Origin of the sequence: Nocardia sp. NPDC006982, from assembly GCF_042869435.1 — a bacterium.
In the GTDB taxonomy this organism is placed as follows: Bacteria; Actinomycetota; Actinomycetes; order Mycobacteriales; family Mycobacteriaceae; genus Nocardia.
The window spans coordinates 34,370-53,898 of the sequence record NZ_JBIAFV010000028.1 but is presented as its reverse complement, the minus strand read 5'-3'; the positions used below and the strand labels follow the sequence as shown (position 1 = coordinate 53,898).

The 19,529-nt window shown below is 62.6% G+C and carries 16 protein-coding genes; 10 read left to right on the top strand and 6 right to left on the bottom strand.

Annotation, left to right across the window (positions count from 1 at the left end):
- Positions 1–345 precede the first annotated feature (345 nt).
- The 4 genes from ACFYOW_RS45870 to ACFYOW_RS45855 form a co-directional block, all read right to left on the bottom strand.
- Positions 346–738 carry an IS3 family transposase gene (locus tag ACFYOW_RS45870; protein WP_387297851.1) on the bottom strand — a complete coding sequence of 131 codons (393 nt, stop codon included), beginning with the start codon at positions 736–738 and terminating at the stop codon, positions 346–348.
- Between the two features lie 20 nt (positions 739–758).
- The gene (locus tag ACFYOW_RS45865) at positions 759–1,070 is read right to left on the bottom strand and encodes a transposase (protein ID WP_387297849.1); all 312 of its coding nucleotides are present in this window, start codon (positions 1,068–1,070) and stop codon (positions 759–761) included.
- A 903-nt stretch (positions 1,071–1,973) separates the two neighbouring features.
- Positions 1,974–2,819, bottom strand: a complete 846-nt coding sequence (locus tag ACFYOW_RS45860; RefSeq protein WP_387297847.1) for a class I SAM-dependent methyltransferase — start codon at positions 2,817–2,819, stop codon at positions 1,974–1,976.
- 7 nt (positions 2,820–2,826) lie between these two features.
- Complete coding sequence (locus tag ACFYOW_RS45855) at positions 2,827–3,504, bottom strand: hypothetical protein (protein ID WP_387297845.1); 678 nt, start codon at positions 3,502–3,504, stop codon at positions 2,827–2,829.
- On the opposite strand from ACFYOW_RS45855, the gene ACFYOW_RS45850 reads away from it, so the two are divergent.
- From ACFYOW_RS45850 to ACFYOW_RS45825, 6 genes are all read left to right on the top strand, one after another.
- A complete protein-coding gene (locus tag ACFYOW_RS45850; protein ID WP_387297843.1) occupies positions 3,497–3,685 on the top strand; it encodes a hypothetical protein in 189 nt (62 codons plus the stop codon). The genes ACFYOW_RS45855 and ACFYOW_RS45850 overlap by 8 nt on opposite strands.
- 888 nt (positions 3,686–4,573) lie before the next feature.
- A complete protein-coding gene (locus ACFYOW_RS45845; RefSeq protein WP_387297841.1) occupies positions 4,574–7,093 on the top strand; it encodes an AAA family ATPase in 2,520 nt (839 codons plus the stop codon).
- 1,023 nt (positions 7,094–8,116) lie between these two features.
- A complete protein-coding gene (locus ACFYOW_RS45840; protein WP_387297839.1) occupies positions 8,117–9,748 on the top strand; it encodes an FAD-dependent monooxygenase in 1,632 nt (543 codons plus the stop codon).
- A 247-nt stretch (positions 9,749–9,995) separates the two neighbouring features.
- The gene (locus ACFYOW_RS45835; protein ID WP_387297837.1) at positions 9,996–10,196 is read left to right on the top strand and encodes a hypothetical protein; all 201 of its coding nucleotides are present in this window, start codon (positions 9,996–9,998) and stop codon (positions 10,194–10,196) included.
- A gap of 271 nt (positions 10,197–10,467) precedes the next feature.
- Entirely contained in the window at positions 10,468–10,953 is a 486-nt protein-coding gene (locus ACFYOW_RS45830; protein WP_387297835.1) for a hypothetical protein, read from the top strand.
- A 730-nt stretch (positions 10,954–11,683) separates the two neighbouring features.
- Entirely contained in the window at positions 11,684–12,250 is a 567-nt protein-coding gene (locus tag ACFYOW_RS45825) for a DUF6545 domain-containing protein (protein ID WP_387297833.1), read from the top strand.
- 33 nt (positions 12,251–12,283) lie between these two features.
- Here the strand turns inward: ACFYOW_RS45825 and ACFYOW_RS45820 are convergent, their stop codons facing one another.
- Positions 12,284–12,703, bottom strand: a complete 420-nt coding sequence (locus tag ACFYOW_RS45820) for a hypothetical protein (protein ID WP_387297831.1) — start codon at positions 12,701–12,703, stop codon at positions 12,284–12,286.
- A complete protein-coding gene (locus tag ACFYOW_RS45815) occupies positions 12,700–13,452 on the bottom strand; it encodes a helix-turn-helix transcriptional regulator (RefSeq protein WP_387297829.1) in 753 nt (250 codons plus the stop codon). Before ACFYOW_RS45815 ends, ACFYOW_RS45820 begins: the two co-directional genes overlap by 4 nt.
- A gap of 954 nt (positions 13,453–14,406) precedes the next feature.
- Between ACFYOW_RS45815 and ACFYOW_RS45810 the strand changes: the two genes are divergently transcribed.
- From ACFYOW_RS45810 to ACFYOW_RS45795, 4 genes are all read left to right on the top strand, one after another.
- Positions 14,407–15,618: a cutinase family protein gene (locus tag ACFYOW_RS45810; RefSeq protein ID WP_387297827.1), complete on the top strand. Its 1,212-nt coding sequence runs from the start codon at positions 14,407–14,409 to the stop codon at positions 15,616–15,618.
- Between the two features lie 91 nt (positions 15,619–15,709).
- The gene (locus tag ACFYOW_RS45805) at positions 15,710–17,164 is read left to right on the top strand and encodes an MFS transporter (protein WP_387297825.1); all 1,455 of its coding nucleotides are present in this window, start codon (positions 15,710–15,712) and stop codon (positions 17,162–17,164) included.
- Entirely contained in the window at positions 17,164–18,522 is a 1,359-nt protein-coding gene (locus ACFYOW_RS45800; protein ID WP_387297823.1) for a cytochrome P450, read from the top strand. The genes ACFYOW_RS45805 and ACFYOW_RS45800 overlap by 1 nt, the downstream gene beginning before the upstream one ends.
- Positions 18,519–19,487: an alpha/beta fold hydrolase gene (locus ACFYOW_RS45795; RefSeq protein WP_387297821.1), complete on the top strand. Its 969-nt coding sequence runs from the start codon at positions 18,519–18,521 to the stop codon at positions 19,485–19,487. The genes ACFYOW_RS45800 and ACFYOW_RS45795 overlap by 4 nt, the downstream gene beginning before the upstream one ends.
- Positions 19,488–19,529: the final 42 nt, after the last annotated feature.

Below are 19,529 nucleotides of genomic sequence, written 5' to 3'. Positions count from 1 at the left end.
TTGCGCACGACCTGCTCAGGGGTGTGCCTCTTGCGTGTCGCCATGGTCATCGAGCCTTCCTGCCCACTACGTGGGCCGCAAGGCTCTCACAGTCCTCGGACCGAAATCATGGGGTCAGGTCAGTGGCACAGTGTTCTGGGCGTACATTCCGAGCATAGGGCTCGTCGACCTCGGTGCCACGGCGGATGTCTCCTGGTGACGCCTGGCGGAGAGTTGATGGGACGACCGCCGAGGAGCACCCCGGATGAACGACAAGTCTGATCGGGATCGTTATGAATGACACCATCGATGTAGTCGAGACTCGCCCACACGACGAGCTGGATAGGCTCGACGAGTTCGCAGACGCTATTGCTGCTCCGTGTGCGCAACTGCGGTGAAATCGCGGTCGACCAGATCTTGGGCACGGCGATGACCGGCACCTTTCCCCGGGATCGTGCTGCGATGTTTGCCGCCGCGGACCACGCCGGACAGGCCTTCGTCGCGCATCAGCCGGTCGACGGTGCCGATGCCGACCCGGTAGCCCAGGCGGCGCAGATACGGGGTCATCTTGCGGCGCCCATACATGCCCTCAGGCGTGCCGACGGTGGCGTGCAGTGCATCGGTCAGATACGCATCGGTCACCGTCCGCGGCGAGGGCGGGGCGGTTTTCCAGTTCCTATAGGTGCGTCCGGCGACCTGCACGCCCTGCTCGGTGAGCACGCGACAGATCGGATCGACCCGGTAACCTTGTGCACGCATCTGGTCGATGAATTGGCAGATCACCGGCGGCGCGGGTCGATCTCCCGGGCGAAGAAGATCGAGGCCGCTTTCAGAATCTCGTTGGCCTCCTTCAGATCTCGGACTTCGCGTTCGAGTTCCTTGATCCGCGCCTGCTCCGCGCTCGTCACACCGAGAGCCTTCCTGGTGTCGATCTGGGCCTGCTTCACCCAGACACGCAACGACTCCGGGTGGACTCCGAGTTTCGGCGCGAGCGCTTGGCAGGCGGCATACGCCGACGGATACCCGTCGAGTCGGTCCAGCACCATCTTCACCGCACGCTCACGCTGCTCGATCGGATAACGCTTGGGCATGGCCCACATCCTCCACAGAGAAGGAAGCGGCCGGAAAATCGGGGCGGTTCAGCCCGCGACTTGGCCTGGCGTCGATCGTGACCAAAGGCTGGTCTGCCTGGTCTGGGGAATGGGTAGAGCCCTAGGGCGCGGCAGTGATCACCACATTTCCTGATCCTCTCAACGTAAAGCCACCGCGTCCGCCGGTCCGCGATTGGCCCGAAATGCTCTGCGCCGCTGCGGAACCCGACGCGTGGTCTTCAGAAAAGGCGATGGCTCATGGGCGACGAAGCTATCGCTCCGATCATCGCCTCGACGCTCCCCGCGACCGTAACCGTCATGACGGTGATCGGCTGCAGCGGCCCACGCCGTGCGGCGCCTGAGCGGGACTGCGACAGTGAAGACGGCGCAGGCGCATCCAACTCTGCTGTGGCACTGCCTATTTCATTACATAGAGCGGTTGAGTCGCAGGTTCTGATGCGGCGGAGGGCTGCACAGTCTTGAACCACGATCCGGAATCGAAAGCGGAGTGGCTGTCGTGGTACGGGGTGACGCTGCCGTATGTAGAGCATCGCGACGTGGGATGGGCTCGGTGATCAGCGAGACGTCTGCGGTGGTGGAGGTCGCCATCGATCGTGCCGCATCGTGGGTCGCGTGGGCGGCATGATCGCCGCGCAGCGGCGCGGCCGAGAGAAACCTCCTGTAGCCCCTCCCAGAGCCACCTGTTCGAGGTGACGATGCCCACTGGTAAGGGGGAAATCCGGTGACACCTTCGAATGACCGACACCAAAAGGGGATGCGGGTCAAGCAGCCAACATCACGGAGGCCGGCAAATTGTTTGGCGTGAGCAAGTGCGGGATGAACTCGTACAGAGTGCCATCCGGCGTCGAGAAAAACCCATGTAGCGCAAGTATGTCCGCGAAGTCAGGCCGGGCAGGCATGTACCACGTGTGGTCCGGAATCCTTCGGGTGGACAATTGCCCGCTTATCGTATGTGGCCACCAACTCTGAGCTGGATTGGTCGACGACGTGGTTGTAGCCGAAAGACCGGAGGAGGGTGTGGATCTGAACGGCGGTGTAGAACGTTTGCCACGGTTCACCCAGCTGCGCGACGGTCTCCGCGCGTGCCTGAAGCTGGTCGGTTGTAGGGTCATGTGGCGTCGAGACGATGGGTTCGACCCAGTAATCGAAGATCAGTTCGGAGCCGGAGTGGTGAGCGATGTAGCGGAGGGTTTCGTCGACGGCGGAGCGGGTCAGATACACGGTGACGCCGAGCCAGATGTACATCGCGCTGCGGGTCCGGTCGAGGCCTGCCTTAGTGAGTCCGTCCGCGAGCGTGGACTGGTTGAAATCGATCGGGACGAAGGTTAGCGAGTCTGGGATCGCGATCCCGCGCTCGCTGAGGATGTTCCGTTTCCAACTTTGCGTCGAGGGATGATCGACCTCGAAGAATTGCACGTTCTTGTTTGTGTTGCGGTAGGGGGCCGTGTCGAGTCCGGCGCCGAGGATTACTACCTGTTCGGTTCCTCTGGCTATGGCGGCTGCCGCGCGGTCATCGGCAAATCGGGAGCGTGCTGCGATGTACCACCTCCGACGACGAACTACGTCCGGTTTGAGTCCCCGGTCGAGGTCTGTTTCAGGGAGGACTGGTTCACCGAGGATCAGCTCTGCTAGTGGGTCATTGAATATTGATGCGTCGTCGGCTTTCTGGTGGAGGGCCCTGATGTGCGCTATCGCTCTCGCTGTTTCACTGGGTCGCCCGGTCTGCATGTTGTCGTCACCTTCCCGTCGGTTGGAAAACTCGCGGCTTGGTCTGCTGTTGCAAGCTGATCGGTTGAGCGCGGGGGAACACGACGGGTAGCGCCGTGAGCGCCCGCTGGAAGACGCCTGGCCGCCACGTCAACTCCGCGGCGCGGACGGCTAGCGTGATCTCCGGAATGAGGTCGAGCAGGTAGTCGACTGCGTCTTGCGCGACTTGGTACGCCAATGGTCGAGCAATGCAGGCGTGCGTCCCGGTACTGAAACTGAGATGGCTCCGGTTGCCGGTGCGGTCGCCGTCGGTGATCGGGTCGTTGTTGCAGGCGGCGATGCTGACGACGACCGGCTGGTCCGCGGGCAGCCAGGTCTCGTCGATCAGCACCGGCTGGCGCGGGTAGGTGATGCAGAAGTTGGTCATGGGTGGGTTGTCGAACAACACCGCATCGAGGGCGTCGCGGGTAGACAGGCTCCCGCCGAGCAAGCTGCCACCGAATCGGTCGTCGGTGAGCATCAGGTGCAGGGTGTTCAGGATCAGGTTGTGCAGCGGCTCGATGCCGGCGCCGTAGAAGCTGATCAGCTGGGCAACGATTTCGTCGTCGTTGAGCTTGCTCGGATGGTCGATCAGCCGCGTGGTTATGTCGTCGCCGGGCTGGTCGTGCTTGTACCGCACCAGCTTGGTCAATGCTTCGGTGAGCATCGCCATGCCCTGCTTCGCCGCGGCAGTGCTGTCGAAGCGTGCGGCGGTGCCGTCGGCGATTTTGTTGTCCGATTTCGTTCGGGCAGCCGATAGCGTGGTTGAGGACGGCGATCACGAGCGGGGCCGCAAACTGGCTCGCGAGCTCGACTTCGCCTGTCTCGATCCAGCCGTTGACCAGTAGCGTGACGAGGTCTTCGACGATGTCATGCATTGCGTGCAGGTCGACGGTCTCAGTCGCGGCGGCCGACGCTTCCCGGAGTCGCGTGTGTTCGGGGCCGTCGGTGTGCCGCGCGGCGGGGAAGTATACCATCATCGGCCGGAGAGGACAGTCATCGGCGACGGTCTTCTGCCACGCGCGCGGATCGACGGGAAAATGCCACGGGTCGTGGAGGATGCGCACGGCGGTTTGGTAGCCGAGCACGAGAGTGGCCGGAACGCCCAGCGTCAAGTCGACCGGCGCCAGTGTCCCGAACTGCTTCCGCAGCTGCTCGAGCACTGCATGCGGGTTCCTGGTGAACTTCTCACCGTCGAGCCGTACGCGCTTGACAAGCGATACGGGCTTGTCGTCCGTGTCGATAGGAGACCCGTAGACGACAGAACTCAACATAACTCCCCTTTTTGGACAGCGCTCCGAGCGCGCACAGTCGTTGTATCGGCCTCGTCGCCTACCCGAAATCAAATGCCATTGTTTCGGCAGCAGAACAGCACTGTGCCACACCTATAGGCACCGTCGAAATAGGTGACCCACCCAATCCGCACCCATCCGCGGAACATCTTCTTCGCACCCATTCTCGATAGCGGTTGATAGCGCTTGCAAGGCGAAGTAGCACATCCGAATCGCAACAAGAAAGCCCAGATCACTCTGCTTTTCGGGTTGTTCGATCATCGCTGGACCTGAATTCGAATGATTCGTTCCCAAGTCGCCCAGGCGGTGCGTCACCTATTGGAAGCTACGTGAATAGGTGGCCACCTATTTACCACCTATTTGGCTCACACCTATTCGCTGCGTGGGCGTGGAGTTGGGAATTGTTTCGATACCGCGCGGCATCTTTCACGGTATGGTCACTGTGTGAACAAACCTGGGGCGGGAAGCGCGGTGCCGGCACACCAGAGCATCGTGGGACGTGAAGAGGACTTGGCCCTCATCGGTGAGCTGGTGAAGGCTGGATCGGACCGGATGATCACCCTGGTCGGTCCGGGAGGGATCGGGAAAAGTAGTCTGGCGGCCGAGGCTGCCCGTGAAGCAAAGGCGCGCGGTGTCCAGGTGCATTGGGTGCGCCTTGCGCGACTGCCCGTGGATGCGGACTATGCGGCAGTGGAGAAGGAAACCGCGTCTGCGGTGATCGCGACCGACTTCTCAGAGCGAAATACGTGGGACGCACTGGTCGAGACTCTCGACCAAGCAGACAAGTCGGGGCGCCGTCGACAGGTCGTCCTCGTGCTGGATAACTGCGAGCACGTGATCAGGGGGCTAACTCTTTTGATCCCGGCCCTGCTCGATGCGGTCCCGGGGCTGATCATCCTGGCTACCGGCATCGGCCCGACCGGTTGGCAAGACGAGCGCCTGATCCCGGTGCGCCAGCTGCGCGAAGCCGACGCTGTGACCTTCTTTCTCCAGCGTGCCGAACTCACCGGCTATGCCCCGATTGACCCGAACGACCCGAACGAAGTAGGCATCGTCGCCGAAATCTGTGCCCATGTCGGCCGTAATCCCCTCTTCATCCGGCTGGCGGCAGCGAGGCTGCGGCACAAGTCGCTGCGTGGTTTGAGCGCCGAGGTCACCGGACGCGTGGGCGACAGGCGGATGCGATGGCAAGGCTCGGGAGTCGAGGAGCGCCATCTCGGGATTGGCAATGTCATCCGCTGGGCTTATGACCTGTGCAGTGACCAGGAAAAGCTCTTGTTCGAACGGTTCTCGGTGTTCGCCGCCGGGGGCGACACCGAGGGCGACACTATAAGCATCGCGGGGGTGGGTGCGGGCCTCGAGGCGATCGAAGCCGTATGCAGTGACGAGCAGACTGGTGATGGGCAGGCGACGCTGCCGAGGCACGAGATCGAAGCGGTGCTGGAACGGCTCGTGGACCAGTCACTTGTCACGATCCACATCACTAGCAGTGCCGCCGTGCGATATTCGATGGGAGAGAGTCTGCGATTGTTCGCGCAGGACCGGCTCAATGAACGCGGTCCCGACGAACGTGGGCGCCTGGCCCTTCGCCACCTGTACTTCTACCGGGACAAGGTGGTTGACGCCTCGCGCAGGTGGTTCAGCCCGGCCGAACGTGAGTTGCTTGATTGGGCGAAGGCCGCGTGGGGCAACATCGTTACCGCGATCGAGACCAGCATCAACACACCCGGCGAGGCCCGTGCGGGTTTGGAGATCTGCCGCGGGCTGATTCACTTGCGGCTTCCCTTCCTGCGAGGTTCGATCCGCGAGATCCGAGACTGGACCGAGCAGTGTCTGGAGGCGAGTAAGAAGCTGACACCGCAGCCCAGCGAGGTGCAGCTGGAGGCCAGGTCGGCTCTCGCGTGGATACTTGTGCGCCAAGGCAAATCCGCCGACGCCACACGCTTGCTCGATGAATGCGTCACCGCCTCCGATTCGAATGGCGCGGACTGGCAGAACAATCCGGCAGCTGTCAAGGGACTGACCGGCCTGCTCGATTTGGCGATAGGGACACGGTCGTTCATGGATGCCAAAAATCCAGCCGCTGTCGAGGTGTTGGAACGGGCACGCGGAAAATTCGAGGAGGCAGGCGAAGACGGCGCCGCTGTCTTCGCGGGCATGTTCGCTGGTCTGGCTGCCGCGTTGCTCGACACGACCGGCGACCGCGCCAACGAACTCTCCCGTCACGCGGTCAAGCGGGCCTGCGAGTCGGGAGCTGAGTGGGCGACGTCCTGGGCGTCGCTGGCGTTGGCGGTCACTTTGATCAAACACGGCGATCCCGGCGAGGGGGCGGAGATCCTGCGCGACACGCTCAGGAAACAAAGGGACATCGGCGACCGGTGGGGCGCGCATTGGTCGATCCAGTTGCGGGGCTGGGCACTGGAGGAGATGATCAACGCTGGTATCGGCGACCCCGTGCGAGTCGCGACCGAGATCGCCCAGCTCGCTGGCGGTCTCAAAACTCTGCGATCGATCTTGGGTATCGATCTGCTCCGCATGGGTACCTTTGCGGACGCAAGCCAAGAGGCGATCGACACCGCCCGCGGAGTGCTCGGTGATGTCGTTTTCATTGCGGAGATGAACCGAGGTGAAACGGGCCTGCGCTCCGATACTGACGACGTGTATCGCCTCGCACTGGGCGAAAACACCCTTGACCCCGCACCCGCTGAGACGGTCACCGACCCTGCTGAGGCGCTCTGGAAAAGTTTGGGCCGGGTGGAGCAGGGAGTCGCACTTCTACTCGCCGAAGGTCAATCGAATTCCTATATTGCCCGCCAGAACAACGTCTCCATCAAGACCATCGAAAACCAGGTTGCGTCGATACTGAGAAAATTGAATATTTCGTCGCGCGTGGAAGTATGCGGGGCCCTTCCCGAGAAATACCGGCCCGCGGTCGTGCGCCACCCGGCCCGACGTCGTAGATAACAGCAACTCGGCCATCTCGGATCCTCTAATTCCCGGCAGCCCCCACCAAGGCGTACGGTGCAGGGCCACCGGTGGGATCGGGCACAGAGGCCGTAACGAGAAGATTCACTTTGCGCTGAGGTGTGATCGGCAGAAGGGACATCGGTGGCGCATCCGAGCGCTGTGATGTCGCAGTCGGTTGAGCTCACGTGGTTCCTGACTCTGCCCGCTTGCGCGTAGCCATGTTACATCGCAAGGGAATTATTTCAGCGGCATTGCCGGTCGAGGTGGTCGGTGGCGACTGTCCCAGCCTTTCATCACTACACGAACACAAACGCATGACGCGGGAATTCGCCGACGGTCCTCAGTGCTCACCACCCATTCCACCTATCACCACCCGTTCGCGCGGGTAGCGACCTGTCCGGCGAGCCGCCCGGATGTGCGAATTTCCGGCGCGTCCGCGAGCTCGGTCATGAAGTAAATCTCCAGGTAAAAGGGGGAATTCATGACGAGCGGGTGGGTGGTGAATAGGTGGTCTTCCAGGTGGTGCGTGGGTGTTCCGCCTATTTCAATTCGATTGGGAGTATGTGAGAGTCGTGTCGTCAAGACAAGGCCGGCTCTTACGAGGAGAAACAGACGTGCATCGACCAAACATAGACATAGATTCTCGACCACCAGACGAACCCGAACCAGGTTCCACCTGCTGAATGAGCAGCAGTAGCAGTGCGTGCAGTACTACGGATTCTCGCATTGCTCGCCGCCAGGATGGAACAATTATCCGAGAAGGGGCTTTATGTCTCGCGCCTCCATCCATATGGCCAGTTCAGGCAATAGGCGCCATATATCAGTAGGTACATGATAGGTGTTCCTGCGTTTAGTTTTCAATGCGTCTATGTGGCTGTCGAGCGGTCAGTGACCAGCTCGTGAATACGTCGCTCCATGCGCTGGTTCCTTTCTTAGGCATTCGCTGTTCGGCAAATTACTCGACGGCATTATCGGTATATGTATCACGTCGGCAATCCGACACGGCATGAAGGATATCCCATGTCTCATAAAACCATTTCACGCGATCGGATCGCCGTGGTCGGCGCGGGCCCGGTCGGATTGTTGCATGCAATCGTGTTGCTGTGGTTCGGGGTGCCGTGTCGAGTTTTCGAGCAGGCGAGCGGGCCGCTGGGCACGTCGCGTGCCTGCGTGATGCATGCGAAGTCACTGGAACTGTTAGCTCTGCTCGGGATCGCCGATCGCTTTATTCGTCAGGGACGTCGTGCTTTCCGGTTCAACTATCACTTTTTGGGCGCAGGTGAAATTGCGCAGTTGGACTTCACCCGCCTCGACGGCATGTTTCGCTACATGCTCAATATCAGCCAGGGCACCATCGAGCAGATTTTGCGGGAGTATCTCGCCGAGCTCGGAGGCGTGATCGAGTGGAACACCGAACTGCAAGCTGTCACGACCGATGGTGCCGGTCGCATCACCGCGCGGGTGGTCAATAAAGTCACCGGTCGCGAGGAGACACTGCATCCTGAGTGGCTGATCGGCTGCGATGGATTGCGTAGCCGCGTCCGCGATCAGATGGGCATTCCATTTGTTGGCGGTGAGTACCACGCCGATCAGATGAGAATGACTGACGCATGGTTGCGCGGCCTGGTCTGGGCCCAGCAGCCGGGCACGGCCGGGCTCACGTTGTCCGAGGAAGATACCCACTACCTCGTCGACGATGACCGAATGACCTTGCTCATCAACCTCCCTGGCCCCCCATACCGGCTTCTGGTCAGCGACATGAGCGCGGTTCCCGAAGACGAAATTACCTCTGAGGCTTTCCAATCGGTGCTCGACAAGCACTTCCGCGGCGCAGTGACTCTCGGCCATCAGGAATGGGCGTCGAACTTCACCATCCGCAGCCGCATCGCCGAGACATATCGGCGCGATGGCGTGTTCCTGGTCGGCGATGCCGGCCACATCCACTCACCCGCTGGCGCGCAAGGGATGAATCTGGGGCTCGCGGATGCGTTCAACCTGGGCTGGAAGCTCGCCCGGGTCGCCAGGGGAGAAGCCCCGGAGGCGCTGCTCGACACTTACGAGCCGGAGCGGCGCCCGGTGGCCGAACAGGTCATCGCGCGGACGAAGAAGCTTCATGACTTGCTCATGAATCACGGCACGCCGGTTGCCGAACGTCTCGAGATCATCCGAGAGCCGGAGTTCCTGCAGCAGGCGGTGAACGGAATCTCCGGGATTGGCACGACCTATAGGCAGACAGCCCCAACAGTGCCTGGACTCACGGCGCTCGATGGCATAGCCGCCGGGGACCGCGCCCCGCAGGCGCACCTGACACCCAAAGAGCATGTGCACAAGCTGTTGCGTCATGCCGGGGATACGTTGCTGGTCTTTCAGGGCGACGCCCGGTCCGCATCACCATTGAAGGCATTGGAAAGCCGGATCGCCCGGCGTTTCGGTGAGCGAGTGCACTACCGGGTGATCACTCCACCCGATCTGAGCGCCGCCGCACCATCCGGTGCGATCGTGGCCGACAGCTATGCCGCCCACAAACTGTATGGGGCCGACAAAACCGACGCCATGGTTTTCGTGCGTCCCGACGGCCACATCAGCTGGCGGTGCGAAATGCCTTCGCCAGAGCTGATTCTCCCCTTGCTTGAGAGGCCCGTACTGACGTGACCTCGCGGCGCAGACGAGATCACGATCTTGTGGGAATCTCGATGACGAACTCTGATGCCGTCTTCATGTTGTTGGCAAGGCCACGGCCACATGAATCCTGTTCCGACTCTTGTGCACGTCGCGGCGTGTCTGGGTGTGAGGGTTCTGGCATGCACAGGTGTGGACGTTGGCAGTGCCGGATAGGTGGTCATGTCTGCCAGCGCTATCCAACCGATGCCCAGCTCGAGCCCGACCAGATTCGTTGGGCGTGATCGGGATGGATCGCCACATCGCAGTTGAGTTCGGGGTGCAGGGCCTGCCGATTCAGCACTACCGCGCCGAGGAGGCGGCAGCGGCGGCGTTCGCTGATGCCGTGCGACGGCAAGGTCTGGCGGAGTGGGTCACGATCGACGATCGCGTGACGGACGCGTTGAGAGATCTTCCCTACCAAAGGCTCTTCCGGCCATAAGCAGATGTCAGAGAGACGAGGTGTACGGCCGATGGGAGCGATGTGCCCAATGACCAGGCTAGATTCGGCACCGGCCGCACGGAGGCCGACCGAGGCATCTACTGACCTAGACGGCCATAGAGCTACTGATGGTGCGTTGGTGGACGCAACGGCCGACCAAGAGACACCGGTCACCGTTCACGGGTGCGGTGCTGCTGTGATCGTGCAAACCCGTTCTCGCGCCAGTCCTGTCGGCGTATTGCTGGCCGGCGATAACTTCGGTAGAGGTCGAATGCCCGCCGAATTTAGTCCCGTTGAAGCCCGAGCCGCAGGGCTGGACCGGTCGGTGCGGGGCCCGTTGTCGTTGAGCACGCTGGGGTTACGGCGTGCTCACCCGGTCGTCGTAGGTCTACTGCGTCCGGACTTGCGCGCTTTCGGGAATCGCGCGCTCGCGCAGGCGGCCGCCGATGCGGAGAAAAGGGAGATTGAGGCGATCGCCAACCAGCACCAATGGCAGTTGGTCACTGTGCTGGATCCGCTGGGGCTACCGCCGAAGACCGAGGAGATCACCGATCCGATCGATCATCTGCTGGGGGAGGTGCGCGCCCAGCGCGCTGATGCGGTGGTGGTCACCCACCACCGGTACCTGACCGATCTGCGGGGACGCGACTGCCTCGAGGTGGTGTGCCGGGAGTGTTCCGTTGCCGCGACCTCGCTGCAGCAACTGTGGCCCCACATACAGCCGCCACCATATTCGTACAGTTCCAGGCTGTGCTGACGTGAGCCTGAGAACTGGCCATTCGAAACATCGGTCCAGGCGCGGCCGACACGGGGCGTCGAAATTCAGTTCAAATCTGTTCGACCCGTGATCTGCTCGGCCTGGTGCGTGCGGTGAGGTGTGCAGGCCACTGCTTCATCCTCGGTCCAGGTGCCGGCAATCGAATCAGTCGTATCCACTTTGTGGTGCTCGGGGGAGTAATCATTTGCGTAGCATTGGACGAGGACAAAGAGCGTCTGCAACCGACGTCGCCATCGGTGAGCGGGACAAGAAGTATCTGGAGTACGGTCGCTGGGCGGGGGCTCAGCGGGACCACCCAACAGATTCGGAGCGCAAACCCAAGGCCGACGATTGTCGTCCGACGTCCAGCCGAGCCAATGACGCGGCCGCGGAACCTGGGGGTGCCGAGCACGCTCGCCAGCCCCCTGAGTGCCGTCGAGAAGTCGTGTCACGCAGTATTTCTGGCTGCGGCCCGGAAACAGCGGTTGGCAGCGCTCGCCGGCCAGACAGTCCGCCGCATCCGCCGGTAAGGCTGCCTGGACCGGGCCTATGGAAACGTGACGAAATCTGCGACTGGTTCGGTGAGCAGACCGGCCTGCAGATAGACGTTGCTGCATGGCGAACGACGATCGGTTCGCGACCAAAAAGTGCGGCATTGCTGGTACTCGAGGATCGCCTCGTAGTTCGATACGACGGTCGGCGGTCACTTCGGCATCAGATACAGCAGACGATGCACGAATTCGGTCATGTCCTGTGTGATCACTTGGGAGGCAGGAGGTTCCAGAGCAGGCCAGGTTTGTTTGCGACGAGTCTGGACGCGGCAGCGCTCGCTGCTGCGATGCAGCGAGATTCCCTCGACTCTGAGTCCGAGATCCAGGCGGAGACGATCGGCACCGAGCTTGCGCTCATGACCCGCGAGGTCGCGCAGTTGTCGCCAGGAGGTTCGCACGGTGCTGAGAGCCGTTCGCGAATCCTGGAACCGCTGTGGACGGCACTGACGGCGGTCGTGCCGGAGGTTCGGCTGGGTAACCGTGGGCACATACGATCGCCGATCGCCGCGGAACACAGGATGCGTGTCGAAATCGAGGACGCGATCGTGGCGCTGGCCCCAGTCCTCAACTTATCCGGTCATGCAAACGACGAGGCAGCATGGGCTCGCGCAGTTGCAGAGGCGGTTGATCGCGCGGAGTCCGGGGCCGCGGCAGATGCCGCCAGTCCGGCATGGCCGACAGATGAGCGCGCTGTGCTCGCAGTCGCGAAGGCCTGGACACGGCTCGATATGGGTAGTTCTCGTTGACACCTTCAAGGTCAGTCGATGTGCTTCGGTGGGCTACGCCGTGTTGCGCACCGAAGCTGTTTCCTGGGATGTGGGTTCCTTGAGTACTTCGAGGATCTGTTCGAGGGTGTCCAGGTCATATGAGCTGAATGCCCTGCCTGCGATATGCAGCCCACGATCGCGTAGCAGGATGAATATCTGGATGAAGAGGTCGATCTGTTTGACCTCGGGACCTTCATCGTTTGTCAGATAGATGGGGTCTACGCCGAACTCAGCGGCAAGTCCCTCGGCGATCTCGACAGGCAAGGTCGTGAGCTGTCCAGAGCGAGCCTCGCTGAGTATCGCACCCCGGACCGCTGTGCCGATTCGCCGAGACGCCGCCCGGGCGACATCATCGGTGGTGCGTTCGGGTTGGCCGTAGTCGTGCCTGAGCTGGAACAGTCGGTTCAGCTTGATCTCGAGTGTCAGCATCATCTTCCCTGCGTGCGGTTTGCGAATTGTTCGGCGTAGCGTTCCTGATCTTCTGGAGGTATGTTCTCGGGCCGTCCGAGCAGCCATCGGAGGTAGGCCGATTCATCGCGGTCTTGTTCGTCGTCGGCGATCGGCGGTCGTACTTGTACGGCCAGGAGGGTCGCGATGAACTCGCCATCATCGTGACCGGCCGCGCGGCGGCCTTCGACCTGCGAGACGACGAATGATCGCAACAAGCGATCGGTACTACGACCGATCTTCTGCCGCAGCTCCCTCAACTCGGGGTCATCGCTGGATTGCGCCATCTTCTCGAGTCCCTGGTCGGCCTTTACCAGCTCGATGAGGGCTTTGAGGGGGAGCTCAGCGCGAAAGTCGGTCGTAGGCACGCGCGGCGGCGCTGCGGGGACCGGGTCATCGGCGTTGACCGGCAGCTGTTTGAAGTTGTAGAGGTTCAAAACCGAGCCCGGCACATAGCGGTAGGCCTTATCGAGTCGTCTACAGGTGTCTCCGCGCCCGGGTGCCTTCTTCCCAGCCTCGATGTCGTGCATGGTCTGTCGCGACACCTTGCCGAGACGGGCAGCTTCCACCACCGTGAGTCCTAGGTGTTCTCGTCGCTGCCTCAGGATCTGCCCGTACTCCTTGAGCTCATCGGGCGATAGCAACACCTGACGCGAGCCATCCGCATCACCCGATGACGAGACAGCATCCGCGGATGTCTCCTCGGCCGCGTTCTTCTCCCCACGCGTATCCATTTGTCTACCTTAGCAGTCGTATCGAATCATATCAGGGCATCTGAGCTGCCCTATATCGCCCTTGGATGACTTAAAATGTCCAATAACGCTTGCATTTAAAGTCATCTCGACGTAGCGTCCTTCATGTCAACACGGACTGAGGGACCTGGAGGGAGGGGAACCAATGGACATCTTGAACGGACTGAGCGCGGGATCGGGCATCCTGGCGAACAGTGCTTATGTGCTCAACACGCTGGCCAACTTGGCTGGATTCGTCCTGTCGCTGATCCCGTAGCTTCACCACGGTTTGCGACAGGCATGTGACCGGCCCTTGCGGCGTATAACTTCCCCCACGAAATGCGCCGCAAGGGCCGTGTCCTTCTCGCGCGTACTTACCGCGCAAGGACTTCCGCCGTGATTTCGGCGGTATTCAGAGTCAATTGGCTCGCCGATCTGGGGTATCTCTCGGCGGCGTATTTCCGTGCACGGGATACGGCGAGCCGCTGTTCTGCATTCGTAGGGGCTCTTGGACTTCCTGAAAGACCCTTCTGCACAACATGTTTCGCCGAGTCTGTTGACATCGTCGCTGGCGATAGCTGTATGCGGCAGTCGCAACAGGTGACGGTTGTGCGCACCCACACAGTGAGGACGACCGTTGCTGCGCTCTATCGCCACGAACGAACATCTTGGAATCCACAGCGGATCTGTCGGGATATGCTCCGCGGACGACGAATCGATGCACCTACTGCCAGCTGGCAGCGACCGATTCGGTGCTGTCAACGAAATAGACAGCACAGTACGAGGTTTCGGCGCCACCGCATCCGATCACGGCGGATGTGGCTGTCTGTTCCGGGCCGGAACCTCGCATCATGGTCTTCTGGCGGAAGTGGAAGCCAAATGAGCAAACTCCGTGATCGCGGCAAGCAGATTGGTGCGGGAAAGCCGTCGACCTCCAGAGTCCGGCCAGGACGTGCTGTGGCCACCGTTTTGACATTGACTGCGACGGTGATCCTGACCTCGACCTCCGCTACCGGCAGTGCCTACGCGGTGCCGATCGAAGGTTGCCCGGCCCTTTATGTCATCGGCATCCAGGGCACAGGCCAATCGTCACCGACCGCGGACCCCTTGGCCGATACCGGCGTGCTCGGCACGCTGATGGCTCCGGTCCTGGCTACGGCGCCTGGGCTGGTGCAGCGCAGCTACATCAGCTATGGAGCTGGGTTTGGCGGGATCGTGCCCGGTGGTGGACCAGATCCTTATGCGTTGTCGGTGCGTGATGCACGCAGCCAGCTCGACGCTGCGGCCGCGCAGGTTGTCGCGGAGTGCCCGGGCAGTTTGATCGCTGGAGTTGCCTATTCCCAAGGCGCACAAGCGATGGCGGCGTTCGCGCAGGATGTCGGCGCGGGAGTCGGTCCCGTGCCGCCGGAGAAGATCGCTGCGATCGCGTTGTACTCCAATCCGACTCGGCTCGAGGGCAGCCCAACCTTCCCGGGGCGGCCAGGACAAGCCGTGCCCGACCCGGCACCGGGTACGAACGGCGATGCCGTGTCGCGGATACAGATCAGCAGCGGAGCGGCCAGTGGTAGCGGGATTGCCAGCACCGGCGTCGGGTACGGCGTCCTTGCGGGCCGCGTCATCGACATCTGTGTCGACGGTGATCTGGCGTGCTCGGCGCCGGACAATGCCGCGCTGCTGCGGATCGGCGCCGAGATCGCAGCCCAAGCCAACTTGAATGACCCGATCAGCGCAATCGCGTCGATCAGTGCGCTGTTGTCCGATGCTCTGGGCGATGCTTGGACCACCACTGTCCTCAATGACTTCCAAGTCGGCGGCGGCAACGTCGACTACATTCCGCAGCAATCTCTTTCGGCGCGTTTGATCGATGCGGCCGATCCACGAACAGCGGCACCATCACCACAAGACGCCGACACCGCGGCGGCCTGGTGGAGTGAGATCACTGCCGCCGTCGCGAGTAACCCACTGATGTTGCTGCCCAAGCTGGTTGGGCAACTTGGGGCCGCGTGGGCACAGTTGCTGGCCGACAATGCCGCCCTGGCGAATCCGCTCGTTTGGCTACATTTCGCGGACACCGTCGCACGCCATAACGGTTACGCCGCGAGGGGGCAACTGGCTTCCGGTGCCGCGTGGCTCACCGCCATCGCCTACGACATCGCGAGCCGATCATGACCGCGGCGACGGTGTCGGCTAATGCCCTTGGCCCGACGGTGGCGGCTGATTCGGTGCGCGCCAGCATTACGGAAGCTGAAGCGTCATGGGAATGACCAACGCCGACCGCCGTCCGGCTGGCCTGGTGATAAGCCGGGCGGTGCGGGTACTCGGTTGCGGTGCATCGTTTTTGAGCTTTCTGGATGCCGCCATCGTCAACATGACCTTCGCACCGATAGCTTCGGCGTTTCCCGGCGTCGCTCTCGCGACGCTGACGTGGGTGGTCAGCGGTTATGCGATCACCTTCGCCGGACTGTTGGCCGCTGCCGGTCATCTGGCGGACACGATGGGACATCGGCGAGTGATGTTGGCGGGGCTGGGCGCGTTTACAGCTGCATCGCTGCTGTGCGCGGTTGCGCCGACGGCCGGTTGGCTCATCGCTGCGCGCTTCGCACAAGGCGGGGCGGGTGCGTTGCTGTTGCCCTCAGCGCTCGGTGCGATGCTGACCGCTACGGGACCGGCGAAGGCAAGCCGAGTGATCGGCGCGTGGTCCGCCTCCGGGGCGTTGGCGGGAACCGCTGGTCCCGCGATCGGGGCGCTGCTGGTCGACTTTTGGGGATGGCGGAGCATATTCGCGCTCAACATTCCATTCGGTGTCGCCCTGTTCGCACTGGGGGCCTATGTCCTGCCTGCCACAACTAGGCGAGACCGAAGTCTGCCCGATGTGACGGGCGCGGTCATTCTGTCGGCTGGAATTGCCGCCCTCGTCGCAGCCATTGCTGAAGGCCACCGTTGGGGCTACACCAGCCCGCTTACCCTCGCGGTGGGCGCGACAGGAATCGTGACCTCGATCTGGGTGGTGCGACGCAGCCACCACCATCGGAGGCCTGCCCTCGCGGTGAGTTTGTGGCGCTCACGGTGTTTCGCGCTGAACAGCGTGGCCTCCGTGGCGCTCGGGTTCGCGTTGTTCGCCTACCTGCTGGCAATCCCGATGTTCTTCGTCAGCGTATGGCACCTGAGTTTGCTGCAGAGCGCGGCCTGCGTCGGTGTCGGTGGAGCGGCCGCCATGGCGGCGGCGATGGCGGGCCGTGCCGCGACTGCGGTGACGGCGCGATGGTACTGCGCCGGCGGGTTTGTGGTGGTAACTGCCGCGTTCGTGGTGATAGCCAGCGCCCTTGGCCCCCACCGTAATTGGGGACTGTGGGTCGTTGTGGCGATCGCACAAGGTGGCGGAGCCAGTGTGGTGATCATCGGGCTGTCGGTGATCACCGCGGCCACGGTGCCCGCGAGTCACTCCTCGGCGGGGATGGGACTGATGTTGGCTGCGCGCCAGAGCGGCGGTGCCCTGGGCGTAGCGGTCGTTTCGGCGATCCTCGTGCCAGGCCGGGACGTCCTCAGCTCCGTCCACGAACTTTTCGGGCTGCTCGCATCCGTGACCGCTGCCGCGGCAATCCTGTCGACAACGCTGATAACCCGCCGTGGTGGCACCGATGTCGCCGCGTTCGAGCAGTCGACCTCCTCACCGGCACCGCCGAGCTCTGAGAACACCAGCCGAAGGAGGCTCTGATGACCCGGACACCTGTTGCGGCGGCCTCGCGCGCCACCGATTTCCCCCCTGGCTCTCGACTGCCCGCTGTGATCCAGTCGCTGCTGTATGCGCGACGGCGAGCGTGGTGGCTGCGACGGCTGATGAACCGGCACGGCGATGTGTTCGCGATCCGGGTACCCCCGTATGCCGACGAGTTGGTGGTCGTGTCGAAACCGGAGCACGTCCGAAAGATCTTCGCAGCCACCTCGACCGAGGTCCACGGCGGTGAGGGCAATCATCTGATCTCCGGGCTCCTCGGATCCACCAGTGTCATGGTGGCCGACGAGACCGATCATGCGCGATTGCGTCGCCTGCTCATGCCCGCGTTCAACGGCGCGGCCCTTCGCGGCTACCGCGCCGCGATCCAGGAGATCGCCGAATCAGAACTCGACGCGTGGGCCGGACACGAGCGCGGACATGTAGCGGGCTTGGAGCGGATGAACGCATTTGCTCTGGAAACGATCCTGCAGGTTGTGTTCGGGTTGACCGATCCTGTTCGCCGAAGCCAGATCACCCCCTTGATCGAGCGAGTCGTCACGATTCACCCGCTCGTATTGGCGGGGCTGAACTGGCCGCGGTTGCACCGGTTCGGTCCGTGGGCCAGCTATCAGCGCATCGAAGCCCAGATCAACGTTCTGCTCGATGAGGAGATAGCCGAACGCCGCGCCGATCCAGGGGTGGCAGAGCGCACCGACGTGCTGTCGCGGCTGCTGGCTGTCGGCACCGGCGACGCGGCGACCGATGTGCCGTTGACTGACACCGAGATTCGCGATCAGCTCATTACTCTGCTGTTGGCTGGACACGAGACGACCGCCAGCGCGCTGGCCTGGACCCTGCACGAACTGGCCGCTCACCCGGACATCCAGGACAAAACACGTCGCTCTGTCGCCGGGGGCGACGACAAGTACGTGGATGCGGTGTTCAAAGAAGGCCTTCGGCTGCACACGATTATCGGCGGCACCTATCGGCGACTGACAACCGACCTGCAAGTCGGTGGGTGGAGACTCCCCGCCGGGATCTACGTCACGACCAGTTCGCTGCTCACCCACCGTGACCCCGAAAACTACGACGACCCAACAATTTTTCGCCCGGAGCGTTTCCTCACCGGGCAAGTCCCTGCGCACGCCTGGTACGCGTTCGGTGGCGGGGTACGCCGCTGCCTCGGCGCGCAGTTCGCATTGCTCGAAGCTCAGTGCGTGCTGCGCGAGGTGTTGAGCCGCTACACCCTGTCGCTGCCCGCCGCCGCGTCACCCGAACGCCACCACGTCCGCAACATCACCCACGTCCCCGCCCACGGATCACAGCTCGTGGTCACCGCTCGCAGGAGAACGTCTTGACCAGCACCAGAAATCACATCCGGCCACTGAGCGTGCACTCCGAGGATGGGCTTCGACTGGACGCGACCGAAGTGACAAGCCCGGCTCCCGCGGTGACTGTCATCTATATCCACGGTCTGCTCGCGGACAAGACCTTCTGGGAGCCGCTGATCGAGGCCCTGACACCGTTGACCGGGCACTGGGCGTCACACATCGCCTTCGACGCGCGCGGGCACGGTCGCTCTGACAGGCCGCATCGACGATCCGATACCGACTTCGGGCAGCTCGCCGACGATTTGGCCTGCGTGATCGACCACGTCCCTGGCCAGATTGTGCTGGTCGCCCATTCCATCGGATGCTTCACTGTCCTGGAATACGTTGGCCGCCATCGGCAGCAGGCGTCGCGGGTCGTTGACATCGTGCTGTTCGGGGCATCCGGTGAAGAACCATGGTGGCCAGCGTTGCGGACGTTCCGACCCGCCTCGGCCGCGCTGCGGTGGATGCGCCGTCGCGGCCCGCTGGACGCGGTCAACGCAGCCGGACACCGCGTGCTGGCGGCGCGACTCCGTAGCCTCGCCGCGCACGCCAAACTGGGTCGTGCCCAACTGATTCCGAGCATAGAGCCGGTCGACCCGCGAGTCACCGCTGACATCTGTACCGCGGTCACGAAATTCCGGCTGGCCGCGCCGATGGTGGATGGATTGAACGAAATCCGGGTGCAGCTGATAACGGCCGAGTACGACAGGGTGGTCCCTGCGGCACAAACTCAGTATCTGGCCACCCGGATATCTGGGGCGGTCCTGTATCACCTCGAGGACGCGGGTCATTCCCTGCCGCTGTCGGATCCCGACCGCGCGGCCGCGGCGATCGTGTCGTCCATCGCTCGGTACAAACCCTTGAACGCACCTTCGCATGCGCTGAGGTCCGCTGTCGAAGTCGCTGCTGATACAGGCAGCGATGCCACGTCTGCGGGCGGACATCGATGAGCCACGACATTATTGCGGTCATTGTGGCGGCCACCTTGGGGG